The organism is Burkholderia sp. Ap-955 (assembly GCF_011753045.1).
Lineage (GTDB): Bacteria > Pseudomonadota > Gammaproteobacteria > Burkholderiales > Burkholderiaceae > Burkholderia > Burkholderia lata_D.
Window position 1 is genome coordinate 46,305 of record NZ_VWWH01000002.1, and the last position, 18,344, is coordinate 64,648.

The window sequence follows — 18,344 nt, forward strand, 5'->3', positions numbered from 1 at the left end:
TTCGTTCGCGCCCGCAGGCGCGGGGATGCGTTGCGTTACATGTTCGGGTAGTTCGGCCCGCCGCCGCCTTCCGGCGTAACCCACACGATGTTCTGCGTCGGGTCCTTGATGTCGCAGGTCTTGCAGTGCACGCAGTTCTGCGCGTTGATCACCAGGCGGTCGCTGCCGTCGTCGTTCTTCACGAACTCGTACACGGCCGCCGGGCAGAAGCGCGCTTCCGGCCCCGCGTACGTGCGCAGGTTCACGTTCACCGGCACGTTCGCATCCTTCAGCGTCAGGTGCGCCGGCTGGTTCTCCTCGTGGTTCGTGTTCGAGATGAACACCGACGAGAGGCGATCGAACGTCAGCTTGCCGTCCGGCTTCGGATACTCGATCGGCTGGCATTGCGATGCGGGCTTCAACATCTCGTGGTCCGCGTGCTTGTGGTGCAGCGTCCACGGCACGTTGCCGCCCATCACCTTCTGCTCGAGCCCGACCATCAGCGTGCCGAGGTACAGCCCCTTGGCCATCCACTGCTTGAAATTGCGCGCGCGGTACAGCTCCGTGTACAGCCACGATTGCTTGAAGGCATCCGGGTACGCGTTGAGCTCGTCCGACTGGCGGCCGGCCTGCACCGCGTCGAATGCGGCGTCGGCTGCCAGCATGCCGGTCTTGATCGCCGCATGGCTGCCCTTGATCCGCGAAGCATTCAGGAAGCCCGCGTCGTCGCCGATCAACGCGCCGCCCGGGAACACCGTCTTCGGCAGCGACAGCAGCCCGCCGGCCGTGATTGCACGCGCGCCGTACGACACGCGCTTGCCGCCTTCCAGGAACGCGCGGATCGACGGATGCGTCTTGTAGCGCTGGAATTCCTCGAACGGCGACAGGTACGGATTCGTGTAGCCGAGGCCGACCACGAAGCCGACCACGACCTGGTTGTTGTCCATGTGATACAGGAACGAGCCGCCGTAGGTGTCCGACTTCAGCGGCCAGCCGGCCGTGTGGATCACGAGGCCCGGCTTGTGCTTGGCCGGGTCGATCTCCCACAGCTCCTTGATGCCGATCCCGTAGGCTTGCGGATCCGCGTTCGCATCGAGCTTGAACTTCGAGATCAACTGGCGGCCGAGGTGGCCACGGCAGCCTTCGGCGAACAGCGTGTACTTCGCGTGCAGCTCCATGCCGAGCTGGAAGTTCTCGGTCGGCTCGCCGTCCTTGCCCACGCCCATGTTGCCGGTCGCAACGCCCTTCACCGAGCCGTCGTCGTTGTACAGGATTTCGGCAGCGGGGAAGCCGGGGAAGATCTCGACGCCCAGCGCTTCGGCCTGTGCCCCAAGCCAGCGCGTGACGTTGCCCAGCGAAATCACGTAGTTGCCGTGGTTCTGGAAGTTGGCGGGCAGCGCCCAGTTCGGCGTGGTGACCGCGCTCTTCTCGGACAGGAACAGGAAGCGGTCTTCCGTCACCTCGACGTCGAGCGGCGCGCCGCGTTCCTTCCAGTCGGGGAACAGCTCGGTGATCGCGCGCGGGTCCATCACCGCGCCGGACAGGATGTGCGCGCCGATCTCGGAGCCCTTCTCGAGCACGCACACGCCGATCTCGGTGCCTTTCTCGGCGGCCAGCTGCTTGAGCCGGATCGCCGCCGACAGCCCGGCGGGGCCGCCGCCGACGATCACGACGTCGTATTCCATCGATTCGCGCGGGCCGTACTGCGCGAGCAAGTCCTGTGTGGTCAAAATCCTGTCTCCTCCTGCGTCCCGACCGTCAGCCGGTCAGAACTGATCTTCCGTCAACGCGAGCACGCCCTCGTTGCCCTTCGTGCCGACGATCGACGCTTCGAATGCGCCCGCCTGCACCAGCACGTGCTCCGCATAGCATTGCGCGATCGCGATCTTCGCATCGAAGAACGCCGGGTCGCTCGCGCGGTTCGCGTGCGCCGCCACCAGCGCGCGGCCCATCTGCCACCCGCACAGCACCACGCCCGCCAGCTTCAGGTACGGCACGCTGCCCGCGAACACCGCGTTCGGGTCCTGCTTCACGTTCGCCACCACGTAATCGACCACCGACGACAGCGCCTTCGCACCCTTCTCCAGCTGCGCCTTCACCGACGCAGCCGCCGCGCCGTCCAGCTTGCCCAGCGCCGCCACCGTGTCGCCGATCTCCGCGATCAGCGCCTTCGCCACCGCGCCGCCGTCGCGCATCGTCTTGCGGCCCACCAGGTCGTTCGCCTGGATCGCCGTCGTGCCTTCGTAGATCGCCAGGATACGTGCATCGCGGTAATACTGCGCCGCGCCCGTCTCCTCGATGAAGCCCATCCCGCCGTGCACCTGCACGCCCAGGCTCGCCACGTCGTTCACCATTTCCGTGCTCCAGCCCTTCACCACCGGCACCAGATACTCGTAGATTGCCTGATGACGGGCCCGCGTCGCCTCGTCCGAATGGCGGTGGGCAATGTCGCTGTGCGCGGCGGCCACGTAGGCCAATGCCCGCGCGCCTTCGGTCAGCGCGCGCATCGTGCCGAGCATGCGTCGCACGTCCGGGTGATGGATGATCGTCACCGACTGCTTGGCCGACCCGTCCACCGGGCGGCTCTGCACGCGCTCCTTCGCGAATTCGGCCGCCTTCTGGTACGCACGGTCGGCCACGCCGATGCCCTGCATGCCGACGCCGAAGCGCGCCGCGTTCATCATGATGAACATGTATTCGAGGCCGCGGTTTTCCTCGCCGACCAGGTAGCCGATCGCGCCGCCATGGTCGCCGTACTGCAGCACCGCCGTCGGGCTCGCCTTGATCCCGAGCTTGTGCTCGATCGACACGCAATGCACGTCGTTGCGCGCGCCGAGCGAGCCGTCGTCGTTGACCAGGAACTTCGGCACGATGAACAGCGAGATGCCCTTCACGCCTTCCGGCGCGTTCGGCGTGCGCGCCAGCACCAGGTGGACGATGTTGTCCGCCATGTCGTGCTCGCCCCACGTGATGAAGATCTTCGTGCCGAACACCTTGTACGTGCCGTCGCCCTGCGGCTCGGCACGCGAGCGCACCAGCGCGAGGTCGGAGCCGGCCTGCGGCTCGGTCAGGTTCATCGTGCCGGTCCATTCGCCCGAGATCAGCTTCGGCACGTAACGTTGCTTCTGCTCGTCGGTGCCGGCCGTCAGCAGCGCTTCGATCGCGCCATCGGTGAGCAGCGGACACAGCGCGAACGACAGGTTCGATGCGTTCAGCATCTCGATGCACGGCGTCGCAATCAGCTTCGGCAGCCCCTGGCCGTCGTATTCGGACGGATGCTGCAGCCCCTGCCAGCCGCCTTCGACGAACTGGCGGAATGCTTCCGCGAAGCCCGGCGTCGCGGTTACGACGCCGTCTTTCCAGCTGCTCGGGTTGCGGTCGCCTTCGACGTTCAGCGGGGCCAGCACCTCGCCGCAGAATTTCGCGGATTCGTCGAGCACGGCCTGCGCCGTGTCGTAACCGGCATCCTCGAAGCCCGGCAACTGCGCAACGGCGTCGATGCCGGCCAGTTCCTTCAGCACGAACAGCATGTCCTTGACGGGGGCGTGATAGCTCATGGTCGATGTTCCAATCAGACGATATATGAGGGGCGCGATGGGGCGAGAGGCGGTAAAACCGGCTCAGGCCCGGGCGACGACGTGAGGCATCGTAATCCTAGGGCGGGCGATTCTTATTGTCATATCCGGCCCATGTGGTGACAAAATCGGCCACGGGATTTGGGGGTTAGGCGGGGGAAGGCTGGCTGGGTGGGGGTTTGGGCGGGGGTGGGTTTTATTCTTCCGATGTATCGGCGAGCAATCCACATACCCGGCCGGGGCTATCCGAGTGGCAGCCGCGGCTGGATTGCCGCAATAGCGGTCGCGCTTGCCGGCCAAGGCGACACGTACGCCGAGATAGGTGAGACGTCCGTTTTGCGTCGGCCATCGGACACCGAGTTCCGGCCTGTTTGCGGTGGACATTGCTCATCCACGCGTTTGAGCTAAAGAATCGCCTCCGATTGCCGTAATCAGGGATCTATTGGGAAATCGAGTTTCGGGAACGACGTGAAACGGCAATTCTGGATTGGAATCGGGCTAATTTGTGCGGCGCTTAGTGGATGTGCAACCCGGCAACTTGTGGCTACGCCTTTGGTTGAATCACGGATCGGCGTGAAGAGCTACGCAGAGATGTCTTATCAGCCACTTGCACTGAACGATGCAAAGACGATTGACTTCGACGCGAGCACTTCTCCGGTGGCTCGATTTCCAGACGGCCTTGGCGTCTATGCTCCCTTCTCCCTGGATCAACAGTCCACGGCGACCACTTTGCGTGTCCGCACATGGTTTTCGAGTTCGTGGTTGCCGCTGGCAACGGTGCTGAAGCCGTATGTCATGTTCCTCGATGCTGACAAGCGCGTTATCAGCAACGTCGAGTCATTCGAGAGCACCGACGGATCGACCTTCGTGAAGGGCCACTACAGACAAACCTACTTCATCGTCCCTTCTGGCGCACGATTCTTTATCCTCTACTCGGCTTCGTCAGAATCCGATCGGATGATTCTCACGGCACAAACCGGCAAACGGTGGGCGATCCCCAATGCTTATAGCGGCACGGTAGAGGTAAAACACGAGGTTGCGCACCAATGAAAGTAAAGGCATCAGCGGCGAAACTCGTGACTCGATTGGCGATATTTGCATTCTCCTTGTCGGTGACAGGGTGTGTAACAACAAACTACATGCCACCGCCAGGCGTGCCGACTGCAAACGTTCGCTTCCGTGAAATCGGCGAAGGTACGTTCTACCTCTATCAACCCCCTCCGTTGCCGGGTTGCTACGTGCCGAGCGATCCACTGGGCGGCGAACCCATTGGCGTGGCGGGTATTCCTTTCAAAGACGACCACACGATCATTCTCTTTTCGGCGCATCGACAGCAGCCGCGGCTGGGAATGCCGATCGCCGATAAATATATCGACCAAAGTTACTTCGAACTCAGGATGCAAGCGGATCACTTGCTGACGCTGCGCGTTACCCTTCCGGGACGAGACCAATACGACAGCGCCTTTCGCTTCACCCCCAAATCCGGGGAAAATTATGAGGTAACAGTCCGTTTTGGAACGCCGATGAAGGTCGATGTGTATCACATTGACAGCCACGACGGACACTACTCCGTCGAGCGTGTTGAGGACCTCGAAATCATTCGGCGATGTTCTTGAACGTGGCGACGCGATCGACCGTTGACGAGTGAGCTCGGGTCATTCGGTCTGGCACGGGAAATGCCTGTTTCGGGCCGGCAGCGGCCGCTGCAACACCCTGTAGCGCGGGCCTCGGCTCATCTTTCTGACCGGGGCCCTTTCAAGCAAAGGACAGGCACTACCGGTCATTGAAGTACCGCTCGCAGACGCACGGGTACGTTAGCGTCCTCATAGCGCGGGAAAGGTCCACTTGACCATGCGAGTCTGCCAGCAACCACGACTCGCAAGCGCGCTCCACCGTTCGACCAGCGGCCGACGATCACAACAGGCAAGTGCCCACTCCCTGCGACCCGATTCGACCGCCCCCCGAATCAGCTCACCTACTTCACCACCACCAACGGCCCCACAAACGCCTCAAAGTGCGGCAACCAGATCGGTATCGCCTCCTTGACCGCAAACATCCCGTGCCCGTTCTTGCCAAACGGCGGCTCGACAACCATCTGCCCGCGCCCACCCGCCCCTTGAAACGCGGCAAACCAGGTCGCCACGACCTCCGGCGCGAAATACTTGTCGTTCTGCACGTAATGCCACAGCACCGGCACCCGCGTCGTGCTTGCGAAATGCCCGATCGTGTCGGCCATCTGCTTCGGATCGCACGGCATGCCGGGATGAGTCGTCGGGTTCCCCCCACGCCCACCCGAGAAATTCACCACCGCGACCACCCCTTGCGGCGCGTAGCTAGCCGCCGCGAGCGACGCAAAACCACCCGCCGATTGCCCGACCAGCACGACACGGTTTCGATCCACCTGCGGCAACATCTGTGCATACCGCACGGCCGCGAGCACATCGCGCGCGGCCTGCTGGCCGGCAGCGAGGTAATCGGGATGCCGGCACGAACCCGCATCCTCTTCATCGACCCCGCCCGTCGCCCCGTACCCGCGGCGGATCGGCACGATGACCGCGAAGCCGAGCTTTACGAACGTCCGGATCTGCGGCAACGCGCGGTAGCGGCGCACCTTCGGCCGGTCGCGCGGATCGGGCGGGCTACCGTGGCTCAGCACGATCAGCGGAAAGGGCCCGGGGCCATCCGGCATGTAGGTGGTGGCGACGATGTCCCGCGTGCTCGCCCCCTCATCGACCGGAACCTTGACGACGGTTTCATGCAGATCCGGCGCGATGGACGTGTCGTCGACCGCCGTCGCTGCACAGCCGACGACGGAAGCGACCAACGCGCCCGAGATGAGCACCCGGCACAAGCGGATGGCTATCTGCTTTCGACGAACGACGATGCTCATGGGTGATCTCTCCACGAATCCGCTGCCGACGGCCCACGCTGCCGCGACGCATACGGCGAAGGCGTCAGTGTATCCGGGCGGCGAAGGTGCACGCTGCGGCGGCGCCAGTCACGGGCGGATAGACCGGCGCGGAAGTCCTCGCGTGACACGCTTGCGCGCCGGCCCCCTTCGACATCGCCGATGGGAGCCAGTCATGGGGGCGCGTGAAGGGAGCAGGTTATGGGAGCGGACGGCTTCGACGCCGAACAGCGGCCAACCGAGTCCTCGCGTGTGAAGACGTCCAGACGTTCTCACGTATCGTCTTTCATCGTTCAGAACACTCGATCAGCGAGGACGCTGCTCTCCCAGCGTGTGCCGCCTGCGGGTCGACACTTTATCGCGTCGCCTGGAATGGCCCGGCGCTGCAACTTCAAGCCGGACCTCATCATCCCCAACGGCAGCGGGAAAACGACGATCTCGCCGCGCGCGTTCCAACGTACACCGAATCATCGTGTCATCCGATGGCCAATTACGTGCGGTAATATTGCGATTCGATGAAGTGAATAGCAGAATCCCAAGCGGACACCATGATTGAAGAACGCATACCGTCCCGCACACATCGCGCTGTTTGGCCGCTGTCTCTGTCGGCCGGGAAGGATCCCGTCGATACAAGCCCGGCCTTTTCCGGTCTCGAGCGACATCACACCTCCGGCACACCTGCCGCGGCAAACCTCGACGCACCGAGGCATGCCGCTCGCCCGCCTCGATCACACCCCTCCCTTGACGCCACAGCTATCCAACCGCACGACTGTCCCGTCGTGAATCGACGCAACGCCACGCTTGGGAGCACGAAATGAAACTCAGTGGTCTGGGCCGCAAGATTGCGGTGTCGATGGCGGAGCTGGCGCTCGGCATCATGCTGATCGTCGTGCTGATGACCTATGTGTTCTACTACGTGATGCTCCGGCACTGGGGCGAGTTCTGCCACCAGGCAAGCTGGATTCCGTCCAACCCCGAGTGGATATGCCTGGGCGTCACGCTGCTGATCGGCCTGATACTCGCCATTGTCGTGTCGACCCGGCTCGCGCATCGGATCCTGGTGCCGCTCAACTCGGTCGCGGACGGCATTCGCCGCGTCGCCAGGGGCGACCTGACCGCACGCGCCGTTGCCGGCGATCGATCGATTCGCGAAGCCGCGCTGATCGCGGACGACTTCAATGCGCTTGCCGCCCAGCTGCAGCGCATGACGGACGAGCAGGCATTCTGGAATGCCGCGATCGCGCACGAACTGCGTACGCCGGTCACGGTCCTGCGCGGGCGGTTGCAGGGTCTGGCCGAAGGCGTCTTCCAGCCGGGCGAGGCGCTGTTCCGAAGCCTGTTGACCCAGGCCGAGGGATTGACGCGCCTGATCGAGGATCTCCGCGTGATCAGCCTCGCCGAAAGCGGGCATCTGAGCGTCAGCATCCAGGAGACCGACCTGGCGATGCACGTCAAGGCGGTCGTCGACATGTTCGAGGATTCGCTGGCCGCGGCCGGGCAACACATGGTGCTCGATCTCGATACGCGGCCCGTGCGCTGCGACGCGTTCCGGATGCGCCAGGCGCTGCTCGCCCTGCTGGAGAATGCACGGCGCTACGCGGTGCCCGGTGCGATCCGCATTCACACACGGGTCGAAAACGGGGCGTGCCAGCTGGTGGTCGAAGACGAAGGGCCGGGCATCCCCGCCGATTGCGCAGCCCGGATCTTCGATGCCTTCCGGCGCGTGGACGATACGCATTCCGACCAGAAGGGCGGCAGCGGCCTGGGGCTGGCCGTGGTGGCGGCCATTGCGCAGGCGCACGACGGAGAGGCATCGTGTCGCCCAACCGCGCGCGGCGGCACGTCGTTCACGTTGCGCTGGCCCGACAGCCCCGCATCGGTGCGCGTGGCGGCGTCGAGCCGGAAGGACGTGCCGTCCGCCACGCAGCGCACCGCCGATACCGACCCACGGTAAATCTCCCGGCGAGCGGTCGACGCGCCTTGTGCGCCGGGCCGCCGCTCCGCCTTCTCGCGCCCTCCGGGCCGCCGCTGCGGCGGAACGGGAGGCGCGGCGGCCCTGATCCATGCCCGCGCCGCCCCCACCGAAGTGAACCGCGCGATCGCATCCCCCCAGGCACCGACCCGTGCATGCCGACGGCACGCACGGCCACTGGCATTTCATCAGACGATTGCGGCATTCCGGGATTCCGGCGCCGCCAACCCCGCTTCCTGATAGCGCCAGGCCGCCCCGGCGCCCGTCATCTTCCGGCTCGCCCCGCGTCCGGATCGCCCTTCCGCGAATCTTTCACCCCCTCCATCAAACCTCCATCTTTCCGCACAAAAAACTCCATCGGGCGCACGCACACTTCGATCCGAAAATGCGGGCCACTGGGTGCCTGCGTCCCATGGAGTCCACATGAAAAATCAGAAACGAGCCTGCTACGGCGCCGTGTGCGCGCTGGTGGCGGCGATGCTGGCGGGCTGCGGGCCCACCGAACAGCAGGCCGCCGCGCCGGCCACCCCGGTTGCGGCGATGACGCTGGCAGGCGCCCCCCTCGACCTGACCGAAGACCTGCCGGGCCGCGTCGCGGCCGTCCGGATCGCCGAGATCCGGCCGCAGGTCAGCGGCATCGTGCAGCGGCGGCTGTTCGAGCAGGGCACGGAAGTCCGTGCCGGCCAGCCGCTGTTCCAGATCAACCCGGCGCCGTTCAAGGCCGACATGGACACGGCCGCCGCGGCCCTGCAACGCGCGGAAGCGGCGCTCGCGCGGGCCAAGGTGCAGACCACCCGTCTCAAACCGCTGGTCGAGGCCGACGCGATCAGCCGTCAGGTGTACGACGACTCGGTGTCGCAACGCGACCAGGCGGCCGCCGACGTCGCGCAGGCGCGCGCGACGCTCGCACGCCGCCAGCTCGACCTGAAGTTCGCGACCGTCGAGGCGCCGATCACGGGCCGCATCGACCAGGCCCTCGTGACCGAGGGTGCGCTCGTCGCGAGCAGCGACAGCCAGCCGATGGCACGCATCCAGCAGATCGACCAGGTCTATGTGGACGTGCGCCAACCGGCCGCGTCGCTCGAATCGCTGCGCGGCGCGCTCGCGGCCCAGCCGGACACCGCGGGCAACGGGCTGCCGGTCGACGTGCTGCGCGACGACGACTCGCGATACGACGTGAAGGGCCGCATGCTGTTCTCGGGCGTCAACGTCGACCCGGGCACCGGCGACGTGCTGCTGCGCGTGCTGGTCGACAACCCGAAGCGCGAGCTGCTGCCGGGCATGTACGTGCGTGCCCGCATCCCGCGTGGGCACTTCGAGAACGCACTGACCGTGCCGCAACAGGCGATCGTCCGCGCGGGCGGCAAGCCGCAGGTCTGGGTGCTCGACGCGAAGAGCCAGGCGCACCTGAAGGCCATCGAAGTGGGCGAGCTGACGAACCGCAGCTATCGCGTCAAGTCGGGTCTGCAGGCGGGCCAGAAGGTCGTCGTCGAAGGCATGGAGCGCCTGAGCGACGGCGCGACCGTGACGGCGACCGCATGGAAGGCGCCTGAAGCGGTCAAGACCGCTTCGTCGCACTGAGTCACGGGGAGCATCCAGTCATGTCCCAATTCTTCATCCGGCGCCCGGTCTTCGCGTGGGTGATCGCCCTCTTCATCATCCTGCTGGGCCTGATCGCCATCCCCGAACTGCCGGTTGCGCGCTATCCGTCGGTCGCGCCGCCGACCGTCACCATTACCGCCACCTACCCGGGCGCCACGCCGCAGACGATGACCGACAGCGTGCTGAGCCTCATCGAGCGCGAGCTGTCCGGCGTCCGGAACCTGCTGTACTTCGAATCGGCGTCGGATACGTCCGGCCAAGCGAAGATCACCGCGACCTTCAAGCCGGGCACCGATTCCGCGATGGCGCAGGTCGAGGTGCAGAACAAGCTCAAGTCGGTCGAGCCGCGCCTGCCGCCCGTCGTGCGGCAAAACGGCGTGATCGTCGAGTCTGCCTCCACGGGCTTCCTGTTGTTCGTCGGCCTGAAGTCGGACAGCGGCCGCTACGACGAAAATGCGCTGGCCGACTACATGGCGCGCAACGTCGTCGAGGATCTGCGCCGTGTCGAAGGCGTCGGCAAGGTGCAGCTGTTCGGCTCCGAACAGGCAATGCGCATCTGGGTCGATCCGCAGAAGCTGATCACCTACGGCCTGTCGATGAACGACCTGACGACCGCCGTCAGCCAGCAGAACGTGCAGATCGCCCCGGGCAGCCTCGGTGCGGCGCCCGCGTTGCCGGGCCAGCGCGTCACGGTACCGCTCACCGCGCAAGGCCAGCTCACGTCGCCCGAACAGTTCGCGAAGATCGTGCTGCGCGCGAACGCGAACGGCTCGAAGGTCGTGCTCGGCGACGTCGCGCGGGTCGAGCTCGGCCCGCAGTCGTTCACCTTCGTCAACAGCGAGAACGGCAAACCCGCGACCTTCGCCGGCGTGCAGCTGGCGCCGGGCGCCAACGCGGTGAAGACCGCCGAGGCCGTGCGCGAGCAACTGGACATGATCGCCAAGACGATGCCGTCCGGCATGACCTACTCGATCCCGTTCGACACCGCGCCGTTCGTGAAGATCTCGATCGAGAAGGTGATTCACACGCTGATCGAAGCGATGGTGCTCGTGTTCCTGGTGATGTACCTGTTCCTGCAGAACGTGCGCTACACGCTGATTCCGGCGATCGTCGCGCCGGTGGCGATGCTCGGCACCTTCACGGTCATGCTGATGACAGGCTTCTCGATCAACGTGCTGACGATGTTCGGCATGGTGCTCGCGATCGGGATCATCGTCGACGATGCGATCGTCGTCGTGGAGAACGTCGAACGCCTGATGGTGGAAGAAGGCCTGTCGCCGAAGGACGCGACGATCAAGGCCATGAAGGAAATCACCGGCGCCATCATCGGCATCACGCTGGTGCTGACGGCCGTGTTCCTGCCGATGGCGATGTCGAGCGGTTCGGTCGGCGTGATCTATCAGCAGTTCACGATGTCGATGGCCGTGTCGATCCTGTTCTCGGCCCTGCTCGCGCTGACGCTGACGCCGGCCCTGTGCGCGACGATGCTCAAGCCGATCGAGCATGGCCACCACGAGAAGCGCGGCTTCTTCGGCTGGTTCAACCGCCGCTTCGACCGCATGACGAGCTGGTACGAAACGCGCGTCGGCAAGCTGGTCGGCCGCACGGGCCGCGTGATGCTGCTGTTCGTCGCGATTTCCACCGCGCTGGTGTTCGGCTTCCGCATGCTGCCGTCGTCGTTCCTGCCCGAGGAAGACCAGGGCTACTTCATGACCGGCTTCCTGCTGCCGTCGGATTCGACCGTCGAGCGCACGGGCGACGTGGTCAAGACCCTCGAGAAGCATCTCGCATCGCGTCCGGGCATCGAGTCGAGCATCTCCATCATCGGCTACGGCTTCTCCGGCCTCGGCTCCAACGCGGCACTGAACTACGCGGTGCTCAAGGACTGGGACAAGCGCGAAGGGGCAAACGCGATGGACGAAGCGATGCGCGCGCAGGCCGCGATGGGCGGCGTGACGGAAGGCACGGTCATGAGCCTGTTGCCGCCCGCGATCGACGGGCTGGGCACCAGCTCGGGCTTCACGATGCGCCTGCAGGATCGCGCGAACCAGGGCTACGCGGCGCTCAAGGCGGCTGAAGCCAAGCTGCTCGAACTGGCCGCGCAAAGCAAGGTGGTGACCGGCGTCTATCCGGACAGCCTGCCGGCCGGCACGAGCGTGAAGCTGGACATCGACCGCGAGAAGGCCGAAGCGCTCGGCGTGTCGTTCACGACCATCAGCGACACGCTGTCGGCCGCGATGGGTTCGACCTACGTGAACGACTTCCCGAACGCGGGCCGCATGCAGCAGGTGATCATCCAGGCGGATGCGCCGGCCCGCATGCAGATCGAGAACGTGATGAAGCTCTACGTGCGCAACGCGACCGGCGGCATGGTGCCGCTGTCCGAAGTGGTGCGCCCGGTCTGGTCGGAAACCCCGCTGCAGCTGGTGCGCTTCCAGGGTTACCCGTCCGCCCGTATCTCCGGCGGCTCGGCCCCCGGCTACTCCAGCGGGGCGGCCATGGCCGAGATGGAGCATCTGGCCGCGCAGTTGCCGCCGGGCTTCACGGTGGCGTGGACCGGCCAGTCGCTGCAGGAGCGTGAGTCGGCTTCGCAGGCGCCGATGCTGATGGCGCTGTCGATGGTCGTCGTGTTCCTGGTGCTCGCGGCGCTCTACGAGAGCTGGACGATTCCCCTGTCGGTGATGCTGGTGGTGCCGCTCGGCCTGATCGGCGCACTCGGCGCGGTGATGCTGCGCGGGATGCCGAACGACGTGTTCTTCAAGGTCGGGATGATCACCGTGATCGGCCTGTCGGCGAAGAACGCGATCCTGATCGTGGAAGTCGCGAAGCAGTTGCGCGAGGAAGGCATGGGGCTGATCGAGTCGGCCGTGCAGGCATCCAGGCTGCGTCTGCGCCCGATCCTGATGACCTCGCTCGCGTTCGGCCTCGGCGTCGTCCCGCTGATGATCGCGACCGGCGCGAGCGCCGAAACGCAGCACGCGATCGGCACCGGCGTGTTCGGCGGCATGGTGACCGCCACCGTGCTGGCCATTTTCTTCGTTCCGGTTTTCTACGTGTTCGTGATGAGCATCCAGGAACGCATCTCGGCATGGCGCGCATCCGGCAAGAAGCCCACCGCCGTGACCCACGAACATGAAGGTTGATGCCATGCGATTACTCATTCTCTCCGCAGCGGTTTCCGCCGCGCTCGCGCTGTCGGCGTGCTCGATGGCGCCGAAGCTGGTCAAGCCCGAGATGCCGGTGCCGACCGCCTATACGACCGCTGCCGCGGCCGACCAGCACGCGAACGCGGCCGATCTCGGCTGGCGCTCGATGTTCGGCGACCGTCGCCTGCAGCGCCTGATCGAGCTCGCGCTCGAGAACAACCGCGACCTGCGCCTGGCCGCGCTGAACGTCCAGGCTGCCGAAGCGCAGTACGGCATCCAGCGCTCCGCGCGCCTGCCGTCGATCGGCGCCGGCGCGAGCTTCACGCGCCAGCGCACGGCCGCCGACTCGCAATCGAACCCGCCGCTGCTCGAAAACACGCAGAACCAGTACGGCGTGAACATCGGCCTCAGCGCATTCGAGATCGACCTGTTCGGCCGCGTGAAGTCGCTGTCGGATGCGGCGTTCGCGCGCTACCTCGCGACCGATCACGGCCGCCGGGCGGTGCAGATCGCACTCGTCGGCTCCGTGGCCAACGCGTATTTCGCCGAGCGTCTCGCGCAAGAGCAGCGCGCGCTGTCCGAACGCACGCTGAACGACTGGCGCCAGTCGCTCGACCTCGCGCGCCGCCTGAAGCTCGCCGACCAGGCGAGCGGCGTCGACATCGCGCAGGCCGAAGGCCAGGTCGCGAGCGCCAGCGCCGATCTCGAGGCGCGTTCGCGCGCCGTCGAGCAGGCGGGCAACGCGCTGCGGCTGCTGGTCGGCACCGACCTGCCGAAGAACCTGCCCGATCCGCTGTCGCTGGAACGCCAGCCGGTGATGACCCAACTGCCGGCCGGACTCCCGTCGGAATTGCTGTACCGCCGGCCGGACATCCAGCAGGCCGAGCAGAATCTCGTCGCCGCCAACGCCGACATCGGCGCGGCGCGCGCGGCATTCTTCCCGCGCCTGTCGCTGACGTCGTCGATCGGCTTCCTCAGCCCGGGGCTGGGCAGCCTGTTCGACGGCGGTCAGCGTGTGTGGAGCTTCGCGCCGCAGGTCACGCTGCCGATCTTCCAGGGCGGCCGGCTGCGTTCCGAGCTGAATCTCGCGGAAGTGCGCAAGTCCAGCGCGGTCGTCGAGTACGAACGCTCGATCCAGACCGCGTTCCGCGAAGTGGCCGACGGCCTCGCCGGGCGCGAGACCTTCAGCCGCCAGATCGACGCGCAGACCAAGGTCGTCAAGAGCGCCGAGCGCCGTACCGATCTCGTGAACCTGCGCTATCGCGCCGGCATCGAGGATCGGCTGGAACTGCTCGACTCGCAGCGACAGCTGTATGCCGCGCGCCAGACGTTGCTGGATCTGCGCAACGCCGAACTGGGCAACGCGGTCGCGCTCTACAAGGCGCTCGGTGGCGGGCTGACCGACACCGACGTGCCTCCCGCCAACAGCGTGGCAAAAAACTGAGCAATGGGCCGTCGCCCATCCGTTCGCGACGACTGAAAGCACGGTGAAGTCCGGCGGCGCACGTGCCGCGCCGCCGGACCGCCTAGGGCCTGTTCACGCTAATAACGGGCTTGCGAACGTGCCTTTCCGCCCGCAGTGCAAGGAGAGAGGAGGCGCAATAGCCGTAGCTATTGCAACGACGAACGACGCCGCAATGCGGGCGGAAAGGCACGTTCCCCTGTTTGGAAAAATTCTTTGGTGGGGCCAGCGCAAGCCCGTTATTAGCGTGAACAGGCCCTAACGGTCACGCTCACTTCCAGTGAACCCGATGAACCCTCTGATACTCATTGCCGAAGACGATCCGGAGATCGCCGACATACTCGACGCGTACCTCGCGCACGACGGCTTTCGCACCTACCGCGTCGATCACGGCCAGGCCGTGCTCGACGTGCAGCCCGTGCTGAAGCCCGACCTGATCCTGCTCGACGTCAGGATGCCGAAGAAGGACGGCTGGGAAGTCCTGGTCGAACTGCGCCGCCGCAGCGACACGCCGATCGTCATCATCACGGCGCTCGACCGCGAGATCGATCGCTTGCAGGGGCTGCGCTTCGGCGCGGACGACTACATCACGAAGCCGTTCAATCCGGCCGAGGTGGTCGCGCGCATCCGCGCGATCCTGCGTCGTTTCGAAACGGCCACGTCCGGCCGCTTCCTCAAGGTCGGCAACATTGAAATCGACACGCAAAGCTACCTGACCACGGTCCGTACCGACACCGGAGAAACCGGCGTCTCGCTGACGCTGACCGAATTCCGGCTGCTCGCGCACCTGGCCGGCTCGCCGAACCGCGTGTTCACACGCAGCGAACTGATCGACGCCTGCCTCGCCGACGTCGATGCGCTGGAGCGCACCGTCGACAGCCACATCAGCCGGCTGCGCAAGAAGCTCGAATGCGCGGGCGCGTCCGGGATGCCGGAGGTGATGCGCGGGGTCGGCTACCGGCTGCGCAGCACCCAGTGAATGCGGGCCATGGATCGCGGCGGCACATGGCGCGGATCGTCGGACTCCTGACGGTCGCTGCCGTGCTGACGATCGCGACCGGATGGTTCGTCGCCTACGGCCTGATCCTGGCCGTTTCGTCTCCTGCGACCGACAACCCGATCGCGGTCGTGATCCGGGAGACGCCGAGCTATCTGTTGCTGGCGGCCGTACTGCTGGCCGCGCTGGTCGCGACGATCGTCGATCTCGTCAGACTGGCGCGCGGAACGGGTTCATAGCAACAGGCCGACGTTCAATGCACGCCGGCGGCCACGCTGCGATTCCCTTGTTTTCGAATCGTTATCGGAACAACGCCTTTTCCAGAGATCTGATCAACCGCATGCGCGCAGCGAGGGTCGAAATGAGCAATCAGGGCAATGTCGCTTCGTCAATCGATGGCGATTCTCGCGAACGGGAAAGCAGCGACGATTCACTGATCGGCCGCGCGACGTTGATTCCGATCGGCGCAATCGAACCGGAGGAACGCTGGCGCCACATGATGCACTCACTCAACGCATGCAGCGACGGCGCGCGCATCAACCGGCAGCGCAAGGATGGCGCACTTGATTCACGCAGAAAAATGACTTCGGGCGATCGATCGCAGTGCAGCGCGACGATCGATATTCTGGATCAACCGACGTCCAGCACGCTGGTGCTTTCGTGGCGGGATTCAACGGGCGGACATTATGGCTATCAAAACTGGCAGAAGGGATTTGCCAGGCGGCCAGGGCTATGCGCGATGAGCGGGATGCGCATCACGCCGGGCGACGAGATTTTTCGGCCGAGCGTACGACATGGCCGACCGACGAACGCGTCCGCGATGATTCTCGCGATTCACATTGCCTGCATCGACTTTGCCCTGATCACGACATAGCAGTGGCGCCCTTCCAACGCCCAGCCGGGCGCCGACGCCGTCCGGCTCCTGGAAACCCGGCCGCTCATTGCGCCTTCCGTCCGGCTGAAGCGCTCATGGGCAACGCACCACCGAAGCGCTGACAACAGAACCCTCACCATGGCTATTTTCGAATTGATGATCGCGCTGCTGCTGGCGATCCTTGTCTTGCACTATGTCGGGCATAAGCTCGGCCTCCCCCCTGCCGTCGCACTGATCATCGGCGGCGGCTTCATCGCCTTTCTGCCCGGCCTGCCCGAGGTGCATATCGATCCGGAACTGGTGCTGGTGATTTTCCTGCCCCCGTTGCTGATGGACAGCGCCCTTGGCATCTCGCTCGACCATTTGCGCCGGCACATGCTGGGCGTCGGGGCGTTGGCGATCGGTGCGGTGCTCTTCACCACGGTCGTGGTGGCCCTCATCACCCACTGGCTCGTGCCCGCCCTGCCCTGGGCGGCCTGCGCGGCCCTGGGCGCGCTGGTCGCGCCGCCGGATGCGGTGTCGGCCCGCGCCGCGCTGCAGCAGGTGAAACTGCCGCGCCGCCTCCTGATCCTGCTGGAAGGCGAGAGCCTGTTCAACGACGCAACGGGCCTCGTGCTGTTCCGCTTCGCGGTGGCAGCGGGCGTGACGGGCCTGTTCAGTCCGGCCGAAGCGCTCGGCAGCTTCGCACTGCTGGCGCTGGGCGGCGTACTGGTCGGCGCTTTCGTGGGGGGCGCGTGGGTGATCCTGATGCGCCATCTCGACGAAGACAGCCTGGTCATCGCCGCCAGCCCGCTTTGTGCGTGGGGCTCCTATCTGCTGGCCGAGCGCTTCCATGTGTCGGGGGTGATCGCCACGGTGACGACGGGCCTCATCTGCGCCTGGTTCCAGCACCGCGTACTTGGCGCGTCGGCGCGCCTGTACGGCACGGGCTTCTGGACCGTCACGATCTTCATTCTCGAGGCGTTCGTCTTCCTGATCATCGGATCCTCGCTGCACGAGTTGATCCAGCGGGGCGACGGGCTCGACACGATGCTGGCGGAGATGGGCGTACCGGTGCTGATCGTCGTGCTGTCCGTCATCCTCGCACGGTTTGCCTGGGTGTATGTGTCGGACGGCGCGCTCATCCTGTTACGGAAGTTGGGCGTGACGCGCTTCCATCCGCTCGGGCTGGCCGACGCCACGGTATTGAGCTGGGCCGGCATGCGAGGGGTGATCACCCTGGCGCTCGCCGCCAGCCTGCCGGAGAGCTTTCCGGGGCGCGATTTCATCCTCGTCACCGCCATCGCCGTCATCCTCGCCACCGTGCTGGTGCAGGGGCAGTCGCTCGGCGCCGTGATCCGCTGGACCGGGCTCGCGGCGCCGGAAAGCGACAAGCCTCGTCTGAGCATGAGCGAGGCGGAGGCCGTGATCGCCAAGGTGCAGTATGAGTTGATGGAAAAACGGGCCTACAACGAGGCAGGCGAACTCGTTCACCCGATGCTCCTGGACATTCACCGGCACAAGGCCGAGGACATGGCCCGCTATGCGCGCCACGCCGACGAATACAAGCCCCACCTCGATGCGCGTTCGGACACCGTGCTGGAATTGATCGCGGCGGGACGGGCCGAGCTCATGCGCCTCTACCGCGCCGGCGACATCGACGAGCACACGCTGCACGAACTGACGCGCGACCTCGATCTCGAGGAACTCCGCGCCATTTCCGCCAAGGCGTGAGGCGATCGCCATCGATGGAGACGCAACGCGTTCAAGCGAATCCCGGCTCCATCGTTTCTCCATCAAACCGCACAAAAGCGTCCATCGACGCCAAGCACACTGCGAAGCCATTCATC

Annotated in this window: 13 protein-coding genes; 10 read left to right on the plus strand and 3 right to left on the minus strand. The window is 65.5% G+C overall.

Annotation, left to right across the window (positions count from 1 at the left end; genetic code table 11):
• Window positions 1-35: 35 nt before the first annotated feature.
• Together F3J15_RS01345 and F3J15_RS01350 are read right to left on the minus strand one after the other, a co-directional pair.
• Window positions 36-1,709 (minus strand): electron transfer flavoprotein-ubiquinone oxidoreductase, encoded by a 1,674-nt coding sequence (locus F3J15_RS01345; protein ID WP_166886781.1) that lies wholly within the window; start codon window positions 1,707-1,709, stop codon window positions 36-38.
• A 36-nt stretch (window positions 1,710-1,745) separates the two neighbouring features.
• Window positions 1,746-3,536: an acyl-CoA dehydrogenase gene (locus F3J15_RS01350; RefSeq protein WP_166886784.1), complete on the minus strand. Its 1,791-nt coding sequence runs from the start codon at window positions 3,534-3,536 to the stop codon at window positions 1,746-1,748.
• A gap of 486 nt (window positions 3,537-4,022) precedes the next feature.
• Here F3J15_RS01350 and F3J15_RS01355 point away from each other — a divergent pair, with 486 nt between their 5' ends.
• Both F3J15_RS01355 and F3J15_RS01360 read left to right on the plus strand, forming a co-directional pair.
• Entirely contained in the window at window positions 4,023-4,604 is a 582-nt protein-coding gene (locus F3J15_RS01355) for a hypothetical protein (RefSeq protein WP_166886787.1), read from the plus strand.
• On the plus strand, window positions 4,601-5,170 hold the full coding sequence (locus F3J15_RS01360) for a hypothetical protein (protein WP_166886790.1): 570 nt from the start codon (window positions 4,601-4,603) through the stop codon (window positions 5,168-5,170). The genes F3J15_RS01355 and F3J15_RS01360 overlap by 4 nt, the downstream gene beginning before the upstream one ends.
• 359 nt (window positions 5,171-5,529) lie before the next feature.
• Here the strand turns inward: F3J15_RS01360 and F3J15_RS01365 are convergent, their stop codons facing one another.
• A complete protein-coding gene (locus F3J15_RS01365) occupies window positions 5,530-6,444 on the minus strand; it encodes a prolyl oligopeptidase family serine peptidase (RefSeq protein WP_166886793.1) in 915 nt (304 codons plus the stop codon).
• 832 nt (window positions 6,445-7,276) lie between these two features.
• Between F3J15_RS01365 and F3J15_RS01370 the strand changes: the two genes are divergently transcribed.
• From F3J15_RS01370 to F3J15_RS01405, 8 genes are all read left to right on the plus strand, one after another.
• A complete protein-coding gene (locus F3J15_RS01370; protein WP_166886796.1) occupies window positions 7,277-8,416 on the plus strand; it encodes an ATP-binding protein in 1,140 nt (379 codons plus the stop codon).
• Window positions 8,417-8,857: 441 nt separating this feature from the next.
• Window positions 8,858-10,015, plus strand: coding sequence for an efflux RND transporter periplasmic adaptor subunit (locus tag F3J15_RS01375; protein ID WP_089449286.1), 1,158 nt, complete (start codon window positions 8,858-8,860; stop codon window positions 10,013-10,015).
• Between the two features lie 20 nt (window positions 10,016-10,035).
• Complete coding sequence (locus F3J15_RS01380; protein ID WP_166886801.1) at window positions 10,036-13,179, plus strand: multidrug efflux RND transporter permease subunit; 3,144 nt, start codon at window positions 10,036-10,038, stop codon at window positions 13,177-13,179.
• Window positions 13,180-13,183: 4 nt separating this feature from the next.
• Complete coding sequence (locus F3J15_RS01385) at window positions 13,184-14,626, plus strand: efflux transporter outer membrane subunit (RefSeq protein ID WP_166886804.1); 1,443 nt, start codon at window positions 13,184-13,186, stop codon at window positions 14,624-14,626.
• A gap of 307 nt (window positions 14,627-14,933) precedes the next feature.
• Window positions 14,934-15,623 carry a response regulator gene (locus F3J15_RS01390; protein WP_069250154.1) on the plus strand — a complete coding sequence of 230 codons (690 nt, stop codon included), beginning with the start codon at window positions 14,934-14,936 and terminating at the stop codon, window positions 15,621-15,623.
• Between the two features lie 26 nt (window positions 15,624-15,649).
• A complete protein-coding gene (locus tag F3J15_RS01395) occupies window positions 15,650-15,880 on the plus strand; it encodes a hypothetical protein (protein WP_166886807.1) in 231 nt (76 codons plus the stop codon).
• A gap of 17 nt (window positions 15,881-15,897) precedes the next feature.
• A complete protein-coding gene (locus F3J15_RS01400) occupies window positions 15,898-16,515 on the plus strand; it encodes a DUF3331 domain-containing protein (RefSeq protein WP_166886810.1) in 618 nt (205 codons plus the stop codon).
• A gap of 138 nt (window positions 16,516-16,653) precedes the next feature.
• Window positions 16,654-18,228 (plus strand): Na+/H+ antiporter, encoded by a 1,575-nt coding sequence (locus tag F3J15_RS01405; protein ID WP_166886813.1) that lies wholly within the window; start codon window positions 16,654-16,656, stop codon window positions 18,226-18,228.
• The last annotated feature ends 116 nt before the right edge of the window (window positions 18,229-18,344 follow it).

Bases quoted from the DNA above. Each gene is read 5' to 3' on its own strand.
- F3J15_RS01350 (WP_166886784.1), bottom strand. From the start codon at position 3,536: ATGAGCTATCACGCCCCCGTCAAGGACATGCTGTTCGTGCTGAAGGAA.
- F3J15_RS01380 (WP_166886801.1), top strand. From the start codon at position 10,036: ATGTCCCAATTCTTCATCCGGCGCCCGGTCTTCGCGTGGGTGATCGCC.
- F3J15_RS01390 (WP_069250154.1), top strand. From the start codon at position 14,934: ATGAACCCTCTGATACTCATTGCCGAAGACGATCCGGAGATCGCCGAC.
- F3J15_RS01365 (WP_166886793.1), bottom strand. From the start codon at position 6,444: ATGAGCATCGTCGTTCGTCGAAAGCAGATAGCCATCCGCTTGTGCCGG.
- F3J15_RS01360 (WP_166886790.1), top strand. From the start codon at position 4,601: ATGAAAGTAAAGGCATCAGCGGCGAAACTCGTGACTCGATTGGCGATA.
- F3J15_RS01375 (WP_089449286.1), top strand. From the start codon at position 8,858: ATGAAAAATCAGAAACGAGCCTGCTACGGCGCCGTGTGCGCGCTGGTG.
- F3J15_RS01385 (WP_166886804.1), top strand. From the start codon at position 13,184: ATGCGATTACTCATTCTCTCCGCAGCGGTTTCCGCCGCGCTCGCGCTG.
- F3J15_RS01370 (WP_166886796.1), top strand. From the start codon at position 7,277: ATGAAACTCAGTGGTCTGGGCCGCAAGATTGCGGTGTCGATGGCGGAG.
- F3J15_RS01400 (WP_166886810.1), top strand. From the start codon at position 15,898: ATGCACGCCGGCGGCCACGCTGCGATTCCCTTGTTTTCGAATCGTTAT.
- F3J15_RS01405 (WP_166886813.1), top strand. From the start codon at position 16,654: ATGGCTATTTTCGAATTGATGATCGCGCTGCTGCTGGCGATCCTTGTC.
- F3J15_RS01395 (WP_166886807.1), top strand. From the start codon at position 15,650: ATGGCGCGGATCGTCGGACTCCTGACGGTCGCTGCCGTGCTGACGATC.